The 15,948-nt window shown below is 70.6% G+C and carries 13 protein-coding genes; 6 read left to right on the top strand and 7 right to left on the bottom strand.

Annotation, left to right across the window (positions count from 1 at the left end; translation table 11 throughout):
- Positions 1–167: 167 nt before the first annotated feature.
- The 4 genes from V6S85_RS18975 to V6S85_RS18990 are packed head-to-tail and all read right to left on the bottom strand — an operon-like array spanning position 168 to position 3,686.
- On the bottom strand, positions 168–812 hold the full coding sequence (locus V6S85_RS18975) for an ABC-type transport auxiliary lipoprotein family protein (RefSeq protein WP_334349913.1): 645 nt from the start codon (positions 810–812) through the stop codon (positions 168–170).
- Entirely contained in the window at positions 809–1,747 is a 939-nt protein-coding gene (locus tag V6S85_RS18980) for an MlaD family protein (RefSeq protein WP_116567234.1), read from the bottom strand. The genes V6S85_RS18975 and V6S85_RS18980 overlap by 4 nt, the downstream gene beginning before the upstream one ends.
- Entirely contained in the window at positions 1,747–2,574 is an 828-nt protein-coding gene (locus V6S85_RS18985) for an ABC transporter ATP-binding protein (RefSeq protein ID WP_334349914.1), read from the bottom strand. The genes V6S85_RS18980 and V6S85_RS18985 overlap by 1 nt, the downstream gene beginning before the upstream one ends.
- The gene (locus V6S85_RS18990; protein WP_116567237.1) at positions 2,571–3,686 is read right to left on the bottom strand and encodes an MlaE family ABC transporter permease; all 1,116 of its coding nucleotides are present in this window, start codon (positions 3,684–3,686) and stop codon (positions 2,571–2,573) included. Before V6S85_RS18990 ends, V6S85_RS18985 begins: the two co-directional genes overlap by 4 nt.
- A 221-nt stretch (positions 3,687–3,907) precedes the next feature.
- Between V6S85_RS18990 and V6S85_RS18995 the strand changes: the two genes are divergently transcribed.
- Positions 3,908–5,443 (top strand): glucan biosynthesis protein, encoded by a 1,536-nt coding sequence (locus V6S85_RS18995; RefSeq protein ID WP_334349915.1) that lies wholly within the window; start codon positions 3,908–3,910, stop codon positions 5,441–5,443.
- A gap of 124 nt (positions 5,444–5,567) precedes the next feature.
- Positions 5,568–7,115 carry a globin-coupled sensor protein gene (locus tag V6S85_RS19000; RefSeq protein WP_334349916.1) on the top strand — a complete coding sequence of 516 codons (1,548 nt, stop codon included), beginning with the start codon at positions 5,568–5,570 and terminating at the stop codon, positions 7,113–7,115.
- Positions 7,116–7,127: 12 nt separating this feature from the next.
- On the opposite strand, the gene V6S85_RS19005 is transcribed toward V6S85_RS19000, so the two are convergent.
- Positions 7,128–7,667 carry a cupin domain-containing protein gene (locus V6S85_RS19005; RefSeq protein ID WP_334349917.1) on the bottom strand — a complete coding sequence of 180 codons (540 nt, stop codon included), beginning with the start codon at positions 7,665–7,667 and terminating at the stop codon, positions 7,128–7,130.
- Complete coding sequence (locus V6S85_RS19010) at positions 7,664–8,614, bottom strand: alpha/beta fold hydrolase (protein WP_334349918.1); 951 nt, start codon at positions 8,612–8,614, stop codon at positions 7,664–7,666. Before V6S85_RS19010 ends, V6S85_RS19005 begins: the two co-directional genes overlap by 4 nt.
- Positions 8,615–8,804: 190 nt before the next feature.
- Between V6S85_RS19010 and V6S85_RS19015 the strand changes: the two genes are divergently transcribed.
- Positions 8,805–11,840 carry a sensor histidine kinase gene (locus V6S85_RS19015; RefSeq protein WP_334349919.1) on the top strand — a complete coding sequence of 1,012 codons (3,036 nt, stop codon included), beginning with the start codon at positions 8,805–8,807 and terminating at the stop codon, positions 11,838–11,840.
- Positions 11,833–12,474 (top strand): response regulator, encoded by a 642-nt coding sequence (locus tag V6S85_RS19020; RefSeq protein WP_116567250.1) that lies wholly within the window; start codon positions 11,833–11,835, stop codon positions 12,472–12,474. Before V6S85_RS19015 ends, V6S85_RS19020 begins: the two co-directional genes overlap by 8 nt.
- Before the next feature lie 50 nt (positions 12,475–12,524).
- Here V6S85_RS19020 and V6S85_RS19025 read toward each other — a convergent pair whose 3' ends face one another.
- Positions 12,525–13,589 carry a LacI family DNA-binding transcriptional regulator gene (locus tag V6S85_RS19025; RefSeq protein WP_116567252.1) on the bottom strand — a complete coding sequence of 355 codons (1,065 nt, stop codon included), beginning with the start codon at positions 13,587–13,589 and terminating at the stop codon, positions 12,525–12,527.
- A 202-nt stretch (positions 13,590–13,791) separates the two neighbouring features.
- Here V6S85_RS19025 and V6S85_RS19030 point away from each other — a divergent pair, with 202 nt between their 5' ends.
- Both V6S85_RS19030 and V6S85_RS19035 read left to right on the top strand, forming a co-directional pair.
- Positions 13,792–15,048, top strand: a complete 1,257-nt coding sequence (locus V6S85_RS19030) for an MFS transporter (protein WP_334349920.1) — start codon at positions 13,792–13,794, stop codon at positions 15,046–15,048.
- 19 nt (positions 15,049–15,067) lie between these two features.
- Positions 15,068–15,874 carry a TrmH family RNA methyltransferase gene (locus V6S85_RS19035; protein WP_334349921.1) on the top strand — a complete coding sequence of 269 codons (807 nt, stop codon included), beginning with the start codon at positions 15,068–15,070 and terminating at the stop codon, positions 15,872–15,874.
- Positions 15,875–15,948 lie beyond the last annotated feature (74 nt).

Here is a 15,948-nt window from a genome sequence, read left to right on the forward strand (position 1 = left end):
AGAGGCCTTTCCGGCCCTTCGTCCAAGATGCTCCCCCTGAAGGGGGAGCTGTCGCGGAGCGACTGAGGGGGAGGGGGCCTTGGCGTCGGCGGAAGAACTGACCTCAGCAGATACTTCCCCCTCAGGGCCACCTCCCCCTTAAGGGGGAGGGTTTCTGACGCCGCGCCTTACTCCTTCGGCAAACCGGCGCCCGCCGCGTTGATCCAGCCCACCAGGTCGCCGATGACCTTCGCGTTGGCCTGGTCGAAGGCGGCGACGATGGGGCCGACGCGGTTGTCGGCGGCCTTGACCTTGGCTTCGAAGACCTGGTCGCCGACCAGGGCGCGGTCGCCGGTGCGGCTGATGACGCCGCGGACCTGGACGATCACTTCGGGCGGGGCCTTGGGGCCGTCGACATAGGCGGCCTCGAAGGCCCGGACCTCGAGCCGCAGGACCATCTGGGCCTTGGCCACCTCGCCGCGGCCGATCAGGCGGGCGCGGCCGGGATCGGCGTCGAAGGCCCGCGACAGGGCCTCGTCGAACTGCACGCTGGCCGGGGCGATCCAGCGGGCGCCGGCGACATAGGCCGCCTCGCCGCCGGAGCCGGTGGTCAGGATGCGGTCGCCGGCCGAGGGGCGGGTGAAGACCGTCGGGGCCTTGAGCACGCCGAACATAGCGCCCGGCGGACCCTTGGTGGCGGCCGGCGACGTGGTTCCGAAGCGGTACATGCCCGAGGGCTCGGTCTTGGGGAACACGCTGATGCAGCCCGACAGGCTCAGCGCGAGACCGGCCAGGGCCAGGCCCGAGGCGTATTTCTTGAAGGACGCGCTCACGGCTTGATCTCCACTTCCTTGGCCGGGGCCTTGCCCACCAGGCCGCGCGGGTTCTGCTCCACCTCGCCGACCAGACGGTCGAGGGACTCGGCGGCCGACTGCAGCGTGACGATGGCCGAGGACAGCTGCGGCAGGCCGGTGGAGGCGAAGTCGCTGGTCGGGCCCTCGAGGCGGCTGACCATGGTGCGCACGTCCTTGGCGGCCAGCTTGATCTCGTCGGCGGCCGCGCCGAGGTCCTTGATGGCCTTGCGACCGTCGCCGTCGACCACGCCCTGCGTGGAGCGCGAGAGGTTGGCGATCTCCTGGGCGGTGGCGTCGATGCTCTGCAGCGCCTTCTGGGCGTCGGCGATGATCTCCTTGCGCTCGCGCAGTTCGGCGGTGACCGACTGGACGTCGGAGAGGCTGGCGCTGAAGGTCTTGATGTTGCGGTCGGACAGCACGCGGTTGACGCGGTCCAGCGCCTCGATGGTGCGGCTCAGCACCGTGCCGCCGCCTTCCAGCAGGTCGGACAGGGCGCTGCGCTGGCTGCGGATGATCGGCACCTCGCCGCTCTTGACGGTGTCCTTGAGCAGCGGCTTGGTCGAGGTGCCGGCGGTCAGCTGGATGTAGTTGACGCCGGTGATGCCCTGCGGCTCCAGCGTGGCGTAGCTGTCGACGCGGATCGGCACGTCCGAGGTCAGACGGGTGCGGGCGATGACGCGGTTGGGGTCGCTCTTGTCGAGCTCGATCTTGGTGACCTCGCCGACCTTGATGCCGTTGAAGTGCACCTCGCCGCCCTCCGACAGGCCGCGCACCGCCCCGACGAACAGCACGTCGTAGAGGTCGTAGTCCTTGTTGAATTGCAGCTTGGCCAGCCAGACGACGAACACCACCAGACCCATGAACAGGATCAGGCAGGCCGCCCCGACGAGGGCGTAGTTGGCGTTTCTTTCCATCAGCGGCTCCTCGCCGTAGCGGCTTTCCCGGCCGCGCGTCCGCGCGGGCCCAGGAAGTATTCCTTGATCCAGGGGTGGTCGGAGTGCTCGAGTTCCTCGACCGGGGCCTTGGCGATCACCTTCTTGTCGGCCAGCACGGCGACGCGGTCGGTGATGGTGTAGAGGCTGTCCAGGTCGTGGGTGATCATGAACACCGTGAGATCGAGGCTGTCGGACAGGTCCTTGATCAGCTCGTCGAAGGCCGCCGCGCCGATCGGGTCGAGGCCGGCGGTGGGTTCGTCGAGGAACAGAAGCTCGGGGTCCAGCGCCAGGGCGCGGGCCAGGCCCGCCCGCTTGCGCATGCCGCCCGACAGCTCGGCCGGCTTGAGGGCCCCCGCGCGCGGCGGCAGGCCGGTCAGGGCGATCTTCAGGTCGGCCAGTTCGAGGATCTCGCTCTTGGGCAGGCGGGTGTGCTCGAACAGGGGAGCGGCGACGTTCTCGCGCACGGTCAGGTTCGAGAACAGCGCCCCCTGCTGGAACAGCACGCCCCAGCGGCGCTCCAGCGCCGTCCACTTGCGGCGCGAGGCCTCCTGCATGTCCTCGCCAAACAGGCGGATGACGCCGCCGTCGGGGACCTTCAGGCCGATGATGCTGTTGAGCAGCACCGACTTGCCGGTGCCCGAGCCGCCGACCACGCCAAGCACCTCGCCACGCTCGACGGTGAGGTCGAGATTGTCGTGCACGACGTTGTCGCCGAAGCGCGAGACCAGGCCGTCGACCTGGATCGGCGGGGCGGATTCGGCCGGCTTGGGGGGCGGGGCGGGCGCGGGGGAGGCGGCCGTCTTCATACGTTCAGCTCCATGTAGAGCAGGGCGAAGACCGCATCGATCAGGATGATGGCGAAGATGGCGTGGACGACGGCGGCGGTGACGCGGCGGCCCAGCGACTCGACGTCGTTGCCGACCTCCATGCCCTGGCGGCAGCCGATCGCGGCGATGACCATGGCCATCACCGGGGCCTTGGACATGCCGATCCAGAAGTGGGTGGCGCCGACATAGTCGGTCATCCGCTGCAGGAAGAAGCCGGGCGACAGGTCCAGCACCACCCAGACCACGACGATGCCGCCGGCGAGACCGGCGAGCGTGGCCACGAAGGTCAGCAGCGGGATGGTGATCAGCAGGGCCGCGAAGCGGGGCAGCACCAGGGCCTCGTAGGGGTCGACGCCGATGACCTGCATGGCGTCGATCTCCTGGTTCATCTTCATCGAGCCGATCTCGGCCGCGAAGGCCGAGGCCGAGCGGCCGGCCAGCAGGATGGCGGTGATCAGGATGTTGAACTCGCGCAGCACCGACACGCCGATCAGCTCGACGCTGAACACCTGGGCCCCGAAGTCGGTCAGCAGGTTGGCGCCCAGCAGGGCCACGACCGCGCCGATGAAGAAGGTGGTGGTGGCCACGATCGGCATGGCGTCCAGGCCCGCCCGCTCGGACAGCGAGATGATCGGCGCCCAGCGAATCTTGCGCGGGTTGATCGCGCAGCGGGCCAGGGCGGTCAGCAGGTGGCCCAGGAAGATCAGCGTGCCGTAGCCGTCGCGCAGCAGGTCGAACAGGCCCCGGCCGATGCGGTCGAGCAGGGCGACAAAGCCGTGCAGGCGGTTGTCGGGCGGGCATTCGGCCTGGGTGGCCTCGCCGACCAGCTCCAGCAGGCGCAGGGTCTGGGGGCGCGCCTTGATGTTCCCGGCCGTCAGCCGGCCGTCGGCGGCGCGGATGATGGCGTAGGCGCCGGCCGTGTCGCAGCGGTTCATGCCGGTCAGGTCGAGGTCGAACGATTCCGAGCCCTTCATGGCCTCGGCGAGTCGCAGGCCGGCGTCGGCCATGCCGCGCGCCGTCCAGTCCCCGGAAAGCACGACGGACTTGCCGCCGTCCTTGTCGTCCAGGGTGAATTCCGCCGGCACGCCCATCTACTGCGCTTACCCCTCGTTACAACGCACGCCCAGACTAGCAGGGACTGTGTCGCCGGCTCAAACGCTTCAAGGCCCAGCTTGTTGCGTCATGATCATGGCCGAACACGGACGACCAAGCTTGCAGCTTTATGCGGCTCCGCCGCAAAGACGCCGTCAACAGGCGATAATCCAACGCTCGGTTTGTAGCGTCGCCCGGGCGCGCGGCATAGAAGGGCCGCATGGAATTTGCTTCTGTCAGCCGGCGCGGCGCGCTCGGTACGCTGTCTCTCGGAGCCCTGGTGGCCATGCTCCCCCGTCTTGTTGCGGCGCAACCGGCGCCTGTGGAAGGCGAGGCGTTCTCGCCCGACATCCTGCGCGGCCTGGCCGAAAACCTAGCCAAGAAACCCTATCGCGCGCCGGTCGCCAGCGGCGACAAGAGTGGTGGCGGGGGCCTGGCCGGCCTGTCCTACGACGAATATTTCCGCATCCGATTCCGCGGCGAGCACGCCCTGTGGGCCGACCGCGCCGCGCCGTTCCGCGCCGAGTTCTTCCCGCCGGCCTATCTCTATCCGCGCGTCTTCCCGATCTACGAGGTCGAGGGCGGCGTCGCGCGGCCGGTGCCGTTCGATCCGGAGATGTTCGACGTGCCCGGCGAGCACGCCGGCGCGGCCAAGGCCATCGGCGGCTTTTCGGGCCTGCGGCTGCTGTGGCCGCTGAACCGCGCCGACAAGCTGGACGAGATCGCTGTCTTCCAGGGCGCGAGCTATTTCCGCAGCCTGGGTCGAGACCAGTTCTACGGCCTCTCGTCGCGGGGCCTGGCCATCGGCGCGGGCGAGCCGAACGAAGAGTTCCCCAGTTTCGAGCGCTTCTGGCTGGAGCGTCCGGCCGACGGGGCCGAGACGGTGGTGGTCCACGCGCTGATGGACAGCCCAAGCTGCACGGGCGCCTACAGCTTCACGATCCGGCCGGGCCAGGCGGTGACCTTCGACGTCACGGCGACGATCTTCCCGCGCGTGAAGATGACGAAGATGGGCGTGGCCGCGCAGAGCAGCATGTTCCTGTTCAACGTCTCGGACGGGCCGCGGGGCGACGACTTCCGCACCGCCGTGCACGACAGCGACGGCCTGGCCATGCTGACCGGGACCGGCGAGCAGATCTGGCGGCCGCTGACCAACCCGACCGCCCACCGGCTGTCGTACTTCCAGGACGAGAACCCCAGGGGCTTCGGCCTCGTGCAGCGGGCGCGGCGGCTGGAGGACTACGGCGACCTGGAAGCCCGCTACGACCTGCGGCCCAGCCTGTGGGTCGAACCCCTGGGCGCCTGGGGCAAGGGCGCGGTGGTGCTGGCCGAGCTGGCGACCCGCAAGGAGAGCGACGACAACATCGCCGTCTTCTGGCGGCCGGAGCAGGCCTGGGAGGCCGGTTCGCGCGTGGACCTGTCCTACCGCCTGCATTGGGGCGGTGAACGCCTGGGCGACGGCGAGGCGAGGGTGGTGCGCACCCGCACCGGCGCCGATGCGCAGGACGGCCTTCGGATGTTCACCATCGACCTGTCGGGTCCGATGCTGGCCGACGGGCTGGACGGCGTGCGGCTCGACATCGAGGCCAAGGGCGGCGAGACCACCTGGAGCAACATCACGCCCTATCCGCGGGCGGCGACGGTGCGCGCGGCCTTCGGGCTGAAGCCGGTCGGCAAGCAGGCCGAGCTCAGCCTGCGCCTGACCCGCGACGGCAAGCCGATCTCGGAAACCTGGCGCTATCTCTGGACGGCGTGACGGGTCGTCGCAGGGCGGCGGCTTGTACGGCTTTTGCGTAAGAACCCGCCTGGGTTTCAATCTTGGTTAATGAATTGCCGTCACGGCTCTTCCGATCAGGATTCCAGTGACCAGGGGTGGCGGCATGAGCGCGCAGAACCAGCTCGACCAGCGCATGAGCTTCATGCGCTTCGACCACAAGGACCGCGCCGCCCTGCGGGCCGCCAAGCCGGTGATCGACGCCGAGATCAACGGCGCGCTGGACGCGTTCTACGCGCAGGTCCGGGCCTTCCCCGAGACGCGCAAGATGTTCTCCAGCGACGCCCACATCAGCAACGCCCAGGGCCGCCAGGCCTCGCACTGGCGTCGCCTGGCCACCGCCGAGTACGGCGCCGACTATCAGGGCGACGTCGCCCGCATCGGCAAGGCCCATGCCGTCATCGGGCTTGAGCCGCGCTGGTACATCGGCGGCTACGCCCTGGTGGCCGAGAAGCTGATCCGCGCCATGGTCGAAAAGCGCGCCAAGAGCCTGTTCGCCAGCGCCAAGAACGACGCCGAGCTGGCCGACGGCCTGGTGGCGCTGAACAAGGCCGTGATGCTGGACATGGACCTGGCCATCTCGACCTATCTGGAACTGCTGCAGGACGAGCGCGACCAGCTGGAAGCCGAGCGCGCCAGCGCCGAGCAGCGCCAGGCCGACGCCGTGCGCGCCGTGGGCGACGCGCTGTCGCGCCTGGCCGCCGGGGATCTCTCGGCCCGCGTCGACGGCGCCCTGTCGCCCGAGTTCGTCAGCCTGAAGTCCGACTTCGACCAGGCGGCAGCCGCCCTGGCCGAAGCCATGGGCGCGGTCGACCGCGCCACGCGCGGCATCCGCTCGGGCGCCGACGAGATCGCCTCGGCCGCCGACGACCTGGCGATGCGCAGCGAGCAGCAGGCCGCCACCCTGGAACAGACGGCCGCCGCCGTCGAACAGCTGACCTCGACCGTCGCCAAGACCGCCCAGAGCGCCCGCGAGGTCTCTTCGCGAGTCGGCGAGGCCGCCACCGAGGCTCAGCGTTCGGGCGCGGTCGTGACCCGCGCCGCCGAGGCCATGAGCCAGATCGAAAGCTCGTCCAACCAGGTCAACCATATCCTGGGCGTGATCGACGAGATCGCCTTCCAGACCAACCTGCTGGCCCTGAACGCGGGCGTCGAGGCGGCTCGCGCCGGCGACGCCGGCAAGGGCTTCGCGGTCGTGGCGCAGGAAGTGCGGGCCCTGGCCCAGCGCTCGGCCGAGGCCGCCAAGGAGATCAAGAGCCTGATCTCGGACTCCAGCCGCCAGGTGGGCGAGGGTGTCGAGCTGGTCCGCCAGACGGGCGACGCCCTGCGCGGCATCGTCGACAAGGTCGGCGCCATCGACAGCTTGGTCAACGAGATCGCCGCCTCGGCCAACGAGCAGGCCAGCGCCCTGACCGAGGTCAACAGCGCCGTCGGCCAGCTGGACCAGGTCACCCAGCGCAACACCGCCATGGCCCAGCGCTCAACCGACGCCACCCGCGCCCTGCGCGCCGAGGCCGCGGACCTGGCCAACCACGTCGGCGGCTTCCGCATCGGGTCGAGCCAAGCCGCGCCGACCCAGCGCTACGCCGAGCCGGAGCATCCGGTGCATGCTGCCCGGGCCAAGGTCGCCGCGTTCGCGCGGCCGGGCCGCTAAGGCCTTCAGGCTTTAAAGATCGAAAGGGGGCGCGGTCCGTGAGGGCCGCGCCCCTTTTTCGTTCAGTTCAGGCGGGTCAGGGCTTGGGCGCGTCCGAGGCGACGACATAGTCGGTGCTCGTGGGGCCGTAGCCGAAGATGTAGACGCTGGCTGGTCGTGGGTCTGGGCGAAGTGATCCACGCCCGCCGGCTCGGTGTAGAAGCTGCCCGGGGGCAGTTCCTTGACCAGCGGGACCTCGTTCCTGCGTCCGTAGCCGAATAACCAGGTCCCGGAGACCACCACGGCCGTGCGGTCGTCCTTGTGGCTGTGGGCGGCGATGCGGGTATGGGGCGGCACGCGGATCTCGATCGTGTAGGGACCGGCCTTGGTCGGATCGCCGTACAGGGTGGTCGTCCGGATCCCGGCGACGCCGGAGGTGCCGGCCCCCGCGCCGCCCTTGGCCAGGGCCGCGATCTCGGGCGGCGTCAGGCGCAGGTCCTGGGCGTGGAGCGGACCCGCCGCGGCGACGCCCGCCAGGCCCAGAAAGCCGATCGTCAGGCGACGCGCGCTCATGGCCTGGCCGCCGGCTTGGCGTCGAGGAAGTCGTGGACGATCTTCACCGTCGCGGCCGGGTTCTCCTCCATGATCCAGTGGCCGGAGGCGGGGATGACGCCTTCGGTGACGTCGCTGGCCGTGTAGCGCATCACCGCCGCCATGGTCAGGCCGAACGACTTCTCGCCGCCCAGGGCCAGGACCGGCATCGGAAGCTTGCCCTTCTCGGCGAGTATGGCCTTGTCGTCGATGGCGTCCTGGTCGAAGGCGGCGAACTGGGAGAAGCCGGCGTGCATGGCGCCGGGCTGGGCGTAGAGCTTGGCGTAGTGGACGCGGGCGCCTTCCGAGAACTTGGCCGGATCGGCCGAGAACTCGTTCCAGAAGCGGTCGAGATAGATCCGCTCGCGGCCGGCCACCAGCCGCTCCATGTCCGGGCCGCCGAAGCGGAAGTGCCAGAGCAGCGGGTTCTTGGTGATCTCGTCCCAGGGGCCGATCCCGGGCACGGGGGCGTCGATGAGGACGAAGCGGCCCACTCGCTCGGGGCTGCGCATGGCGAAGGCGTAGCCGACCATGTTGCCGATGTCGTGGGTGACGAGGTCGGCCTTGTCGACCTTCAGGGCGTCCAGCACCCCGGCCACGTCGCCGGCTTGGGTCTTCTTGTCGTAGCCGCCGGTCGGGCGCGACGACAGGCCAAGGCCGCGCAGGTCTGGCACGATGACCGTATGGTCGCGGGCCAGGTCGGCGGCCAGCGGCGCCCACATGTCGCCGGTCTCGCCATAGCCGTGCAGCAGCACGACCGCCGGTCCCTTGCCGCCGACCCGAACGTGGATCGTCGCGCCGTTGGTGGTGATCTGGCTGGTCTTGAAGCCGACGGGGAAGGGCGGGGGCTGGGCCAGGCTCGGCGAGGCCGAGGCCAGGCCGGCGGCAAGGACGGCGGCCATTGCGGCGCCGAGGAATGTACGGGTCATCGGTGTTTCTCCGGAGGCGTGCGGCCGGCGTTCGTCGACGCCTCCGCGATTTCCGATGACACTGTTCGTCCGGTGTGCTTGAGCCCTCAATGCCAACCGGGGAGCGAGTGTTTACCCGGATGGGTATGCGGGCGCGGCGCGGTTCGGCGCAGTGTGAGGCTCGGCTTCAGTCCGGCTTCAGGGGGACGCGATGATCGACTGTCGAGGTTCGCGGGCCGCCCTCGCGTTGGCGCTGCTGGCCGCCTTCCTGTTCGCCCCGACAGCGGCGCCGGCGCAGTCCGACGCCCTGTCGATCGCGCAGTTTCGCCATACCGCCTGGCGGGGCGCGGCCTCGGCCCCCGGACGGATCAACGACATCACCCAGACGCGCGACGGCTATCTGTGGATCTCGGGTTCGGACGGCCTGGCGCGGTTCGACGGCGTGACCTTCGACACCTTCTCGCCGGCGAGCGACGATCCCACCGTCTTCTATGGCGTCGCCCAGATGCTGGAGACCCGCACGGGCGAGCTGTGGGTCGGCCGGTTTCAGGGGGAGGGGGTGTCGGTCTTCCGGGATGGTCGGTTCGCCTCGACCGGCATGCCCGATCCCTCGCGCCAGATCACCGAACTGCTGCAGGATCAGGACGGCGTCATCTGGGCGGTCAACGCCAGGGCCACGAACTCGCTGTCGCGGTTCGTCGGCGGGCGCTGGGAGACGCTTGAGGAGAGCTGGGGCGCGCCCGACGGCTGGATCATGTCGGTGGTGGCGGCGCGCGACGGCGTGTTGTGGGTCGCCACGCTGGACAAATTGTTCTTCCTGCGCCGGGGCGCGCGCCGCTTCGAGCTGAGCAACGCCCGGGTCGGCGTGGGCGCGGGGCTGGCCGAGGACGCCGCCGGCCATATCTGGATCTCCGACCAGGAGGGAACGCGCCGGCTGCCCGACTACGCCGCGGGCCAGACCAGCGCGCGCGGCCTGCCCGACTATCCGGCGCCGGGGCGGCGCCTGCGCACCAAGATCGTCTTCGCGCCCGACGGCAGCCTGTGGGGCGCGACCGGTTCGGCCGGCCTGTTCCGCATCACCCATCCCGACGGGGCGGGCGTGATGACGACCTACGGCGTCAAGGACGGCCTGACCGACGACCAGGCGGCGTCGGTGTTCGTCGATCGCGAGGGCACGGTCTGGACCGGCGGCGACCGGGGCCTCAACGCCTTCGTGGCGCCCAGCATCGTCGAGGAGGCGGCGATCCCCGCCGGGGCGGACGAATACTTCGTCGCCGAGGACGGTCGCGGCCTCGTCTATGTCAGCGACAGCGCGGGCCTCTTCGTGATCCGCCCCTACAAGCCGCCCGTCCGGATCCGTGAGGGGCTGACGCGCGACATCGTCCTGTGCGGCGGCGAGGGCGTCGTGTTCCTGCTGCACGACGGCGTCGTGGACGAGATCCGGGACGGCCGCACGGTCCGGTCCTTCGCGATGGACAAGCGCCGGACGCTGTTCCGATGCGCGGTCGGAGCCGGCGGGACGCTCTGGGTCTCGTCCAACGACCACAAGCTGGCGATGCACGACGGCGCCGGCTGGCATGACCGGCGGGCGCTGACCAGCGGCGTCGACGAGCAGTTCGCCATCGACCGCCAGGGGCGACCGATCGTCATCAGCGGCTTTTCCAGCCTGACCCGCATCGAGGGCGGCAAGACCACGACCTGGAGCGGCGCGCAGCTGCGGCTGGGGCGCCTGACCTTCGTCAACGACGGCGCGGCCGGCCTGGTCGTCGGCGGAGCGGCGGGCCTGGCGCGGCTGTCGCCTGGCCGCATCGAGCACATCGACCTGCGTCGCCATCCCTGGCTGCGCAACGTGCGCTACATGCTGGAGACGCCCGACGGCGAGGTCTGGCTGTTCACCTTCTCCAGCATCGTGCGGCTGTCGGCGGCCGACCTGAACCGGGCCTTCGCCCATCCCGACGATCCGATCCCGCATCGCGTCTTCGACGAACTGGACGGCCTGACCAGCGGTTCGGCGCGCTATGACGGCGTGCGCACGGCGCGAGGCGGCGACGGGCGGTTGTGGTTCCTGGGCACGGCCAGCGTCATGCGCATCACGCCCGGCGGCCTGATGCGCAACGACGCGCCGCCGCCGATCCTGATCCGGGCCGCGACGGCGGGCGGGCGGGCGCTGCCGGCGACCGGGGCCGTCACCCTGCCGGTCGGGGTCTCGCGGTTGCAGATCGACTATGTGGCGCTGAGCCTGCGCACGCCGGGACGAGTACGTTTCCGCTATCGGCTGGCGGGGATCGACGAGAGCTGGGTGGAGGCCGGATCGCGCCGCACGGCCTTCTACAACAACCTGCCGCCGGGCCAGTATCGTTTCACGGTGATGGCCGCGAACGACGACGGGGTCTGGAACACCACGGGCGCGTCGCTCGACGTAACCGTGCCGCCGACCTTCTGGCAGTCACGGCTGTTCCTGGTGCTGTGCTTGCTGGTCTTCGCGGCCATGATCTGGGGGCTCTACCGCGTCCGGCTGCGGGCGGTGACAGCGAGAATCCGTACACGGATGAACGAGCGGATCGCCGAGCGCGAACGGATCGCCCGCGAACTGCACGACACGCTGTTGCAGGGCGTGCAGGGGCTGATCCTGCGCTTCCAGCTGATCGTCGAGGACCTGCCGCGCGAGCAGCCCCAGCGGGCGCCGCTGGAACGGGCGCTCGACGCCGCCGACGAGGCGCTGGGCCAGGCCCGCGACCGGGTGCTGGACCTGCGCGCGGCCGATCGCGCCGAAGACCTCGAGGCGGCGCTCTCCAAGCTGACCCAGGCCCGTGGCGGCGAGGGCGGGCCGCCGGTGGGCGTCTTTGTCGAAGGCGCGCCCCGGGCGCTGGACGAGATCGCCGCCGACGAGGTGCTGGCGATCGTCGGCGAGGCCGTGGCCAACGCGCGGGCCCACGCCGGCGCCGGCTGCATCGAGGTTCGCGTCGCGTTCGGATCGCGCCGACTGACCGTGGCGGTCGTCGACGACGGCAGGGGCATGGCGCCCGACATCCTGCGCGAGGGCGGCCGCCACCGCCATTTCGGACTGGCGGGCATGCGCGAGCGGGCGCGCACCCTCAGCGGCAGGCTGGCCATCGAAAGTCCGCCGGGCGGAGGCACGCGCATCGTCGTCACCATTCCGGCGCGGACGGCCTATAGTCCCCGACCTTGGCCGTCGTGGCGCGAGCCGCTCTCGCGGCTTTGGAAGGGGAGGCCCTGGCATGGATGATCCGAGCGTCTCCGCCGGGCTCATCCGGATCCTGGTGGTCGACGACCATCCGATGCTGCGGGACGGCATCGTCGGGCTCGTCGACCGGCAGGCCGACATGCGGGTGGTGGGCGAAGCGGCCGACGGGATCCAGGCGCTGGAGGCCTTCGCCGCGCTGCGGCCGGACGTCACCCTGATGGACATCCAGATGCCGGGCCTGGACGGCGTGGCGGCGATCGAGCGCATCCGGGGCCTGGATCCGCGGGCGGCGGTCATCGTCCTGACCACCTATCCCGGCGACACCCTGGCCCTGCGCGCCCTGAGGGCGGGGGCCAGCGGCTATCTGCTGAAGAACTGCATCCGCAAGGAGCTCTTGGAGACCATCCGCAACGTCCATGCCGGGCGACGGGTGCTGGCGCCGGAGATCGCCCAGGAGATCGCCCTGCACGCGCTGGAGGAGCCGCTGACCGACCGCGAGCGGGTGATCCTGCTGCAGGTGGCCGAGGGGCGGGCCAACAAGGAGATCGCCCGGCGCATGTCGGTGTCGCCCGACACGATCAAGGCCTGCCTCAAGACCATCTACCTCAAGCTGGACGTCGGCGACCGCACCCAGGCCGTCGTCGCCGCCGTGCGCCGGGGCTACATCGGGCTCTAGATTGAGCGCGCCCGGGCGGGTGAGCCGCGCGCACCTAACCCTGGCGCGCTCTAGGGCGCCGGCGGCGGGGCCGTGGACGCGCGGTGGATCAGCTCGAACGGCAAGAGCTCGTCGATCGGCGCGGCCATGGCGCCGGCCGCGCCGCCTTTCACTTGGCCCTTGATCAGCAGCCGCGTGGCCAGTTCGGCCATCTCCACGACCGGCTGGCGCACGGTGGTCAGCTGCGGGCGCGAGAAGCGGGCGCTGGGGCTGTCGTCGAAGCCGGCGACCGAGACCTCGCCGGGCACCAGCACGCCGGCCTCGGCGGCGGCGGCCAGCACGCCCAGCGCCATGTCGTCATTGGAGGCGAAGATGGCGGTGGGGCGGTCGGGCAGGGCCAAGAGGGCCTTGGCCGCGTCGTGGCCCGACTGGAAGGTGAAGTCGCCCTGGCGGATCCAGGCCTCGTCGACGGAGAGGCCGCGGGCCTCCATGGCCGCCAGATAGCCTTGGCGGCGGGCCTGGCTGGCGCCGTGGCGCGGCTCGCCGACCACGAAGCCGATACGCTTGTGGCCAAGGCCTGCCAGGTGCTCGGTGACGTCGCGGGCGGCGGCGAAATTGTCCATGTGGACGCGCGGGCCGGGACCGTCGGTCTCTTCCGGACCCAGGCGCACATAGGGCGTGCCGGACTTGTTCAAAAGCTCCAGCACGATCTCGTTGTCGGAGCTGGGCGGGGTCAGGATCACGCCGTCGGGCTTGAGCGCGGCCAGCAGGGCGCCGACCTCCTGGCGGATCTGCGGGGCCTCGTGGTCGATCAGCTCGACCAGCAGGTGGTAGCCGGCGTCGCGGCACTGCAGCGTGGCGCCCAGCTGGATGCGCGACAGGTAGTCGGCGCCGCGCTCGCTGCGCCAGTGGTCGATGGTCAGGGCCGCGTCGACGAAGACGGCGATGACGAAGCTCTTGGAGCCGGCCAGGCTGCGGGCCGACAGGTTGGGGCTGTAGCCGAGCGCCTGCGCGGCCTCGAGCACGCGCTCGCGCATCATCGGCCGCACGTTAGGCTCGTTGTTCATGACCCGCGAGACGGTCTTGATCGAAACCTCGGCGCGCGCCGCCACGTCGTAGATCGTCACCGAGGCCATCGGTCTGCCGTTTCCCCCGCTACCGGACTCAACCCTTTGTCCGAGCCTAGAGCATTTGTCGTGCCTAGGGCGACCCCGCCAGCGACGAAAAAACTCGGGGACAGGCCTGAAGGCCCCTTGCCGGGGGCTGAAGGCGCGGCGAAGGTCGCCGGGCAGGCGAACGCGGCGGCTTTAATGACCGCGTCGGTTACAGGGAGCAGCCATGTCGCGGAGCGGCGCCAGCCGGCCGGTCGAACCGGTTCGGCCCAGTTTCATCGCCGCCTTCACCTTCGCCCAGATCGGCGCGTTCATCAGCTTCATGCCGCTGATCCAGGTGCTGCTGCCGCTGAAGGCCGCCGCGCTGGATCCCGCCCAGAAGGCCCTGGTTCTCAGCCAGACGGCGTTCTGGGGCGCGCTGACCGCCAGCGTCGCCAACCTGCTGGCCGGGGCGATCAGCGACCGGACGACCTCGCGCTTCGGCCGCCGGCGGCCCTGGCTGCTGATCGGCCTCGTGGGCACGCTCATGGCCTATGTGGCGATCATGCTGGCCGACAGCCGCCTGGAGCTGATCCTGGGCGTCATCGGCTTCCAGCTGGCCTTCAACATGCTGTTCGCCGCTCTGCTGGCCCTGCTGCCCGACCGCGTGCCCGACGCCCAGAAGGGCCGGGTGGCGGCGTTCCTGAGTCTGGGCCACCCCATCGGCGCCGTGGCCGGGGCGGTGCTGGTCGGCGGGCTGCTGGCCTCGGAGGCCTCGCGCTACGCGGCCATCGGCGTCGTGCTGGTGCTGGCCATCGCGCCCTTCGCCCTGCGCCTGAAGGATCCGCCGATCACCGCCGACGCGACCGAGCGCTTCAGCCTGGTGGCGTTCCTGAAAGGACTGTGGGTCGATCCGCGCAAGCATCCGGATTTCGCCCTGGCCTGGGTCAGCCGGTTCATGGTGCTGGTCGCGATCACCCTGACCCAGTGCTACATGCTCTACTACCTTCAGGACGCGCTGAACTATCCGGCGCTGTTCCCCGGCCGGCGGGCCGAGCAGGGGCTGGCCCTGCTGACCACCGTGGCGACCGTGGCCAATGTGGGCTGCGCGATGATCTTCGGCATGCTGAGCGACCGGCTGGGACGGCGGAAGCTGTTCGCGGCGGGCGCGGCGATGATCCTGGCGGCGGCCATGGTGACCTTCTCGCTGACCCCGGGCTGGACGGTGGTGCTGGCCGGCTTCGTGGTCTTCGGCTGCGGGGCGGGCTGCTACTACGCCGTCGACATCGCTCTTGTCAGCCAGGTGCTGCCCTCGCAGGACGACGCGGGCAAGGACCTGGGGGTCATCAACCTGGCCAACACGCTGCCCCAGGCCCTGGCCCCGGTGCTGGCGGTGTGGTTCCTGGGGCCCAGCCGCACGGACTATCATTCGCTGTTCCTGGTGGCGGCGGGGCTGGCCATGGCTGGCGGTCTGGCGATCCTTCCGATACGGGGCGTGCGGTAGAGTCCCAAGCGGAGCCCCCGTGCCGCAGTTCGTCACCATCACCGATCCCGCCGACCCGCGCGTGGCCGCGTATCGCGACATCAAGGAGCGCGACCTGGTCGGCCGGGAAGGGCGGTTCATCGCCGAGGGCGAGACGGTGCTACGGGCGTTCGTGCGAGATGCGCCGGGGCGGGTGGAATCGCTGCTGATCGATCCCAAGCGACGGGACAAGCTGTCGGAGGTGTTCGACGGCCTGCCCGGCGAGACGCCCGTCTATCTGGTCGAGCAGGCGGTGCTGGACGCGCTGGCCGGCTTCCACCTGCATCGCGGCGTACTGGCCGTGGGTCGCAAGCCCGATGCGATCCCGGCCGCCGACCTCTTGGCGGGGCTGCCCGAGCGGGCGGTGGTGGTGGCGCTGTTCGGCATCGCCAACCACGACAATCTGGGCGGCATCTTCCGCAACGCCGCCGCCTTCGGGGCCGACGCGGTGCTGCTGGACGCCGACTGCTGCGATCCGTTCTATCGCAAGGCCATCCGGGTTTCGGTGGGGGCGACGCTGAGCGTGCCTACGGGCTGGATCGGCCGCGACGAGGACGCCGTCGACCTGCTGCGGGGAGCGGGCTTCACGCCGCTGGCCCTGACGCCGTCGGCGGAGCGGACCCTGGCGGAGCTGGAGCCGCCGGCCCGGGCGGCGGCGCTGCTGGGCGCGGAGGGGCCGGGGCTGTCGGCCGACGTCATCGCGCGCGCCGAGGGGATCGGCATACCGATGGCGGGCGGCTTCGACTCGCTGAACGTGGCGACCACCAGCGGGATCGTTCTGCATCACCTGAGGTTCGGCGGCCGCTGAGCTTGTCCACCGGTTACCGGGCGCTCTAAGGTCCGGCCCAACTTGAGTTGGCGCGTGATGGCCGCCGAAACCGC

Origin of the sequence: Caulobacter sp. CCNWLW153 (assembly GCF_036889365.1) — a bacterium.
GTDB classification, from domain to species: domain Bacteria; phylum Pseudomonadota; class Alphaproteobacteria; order Caulobacterales; family Caulobacteraceae; genus Caulobacter; species Caulobacter radicis.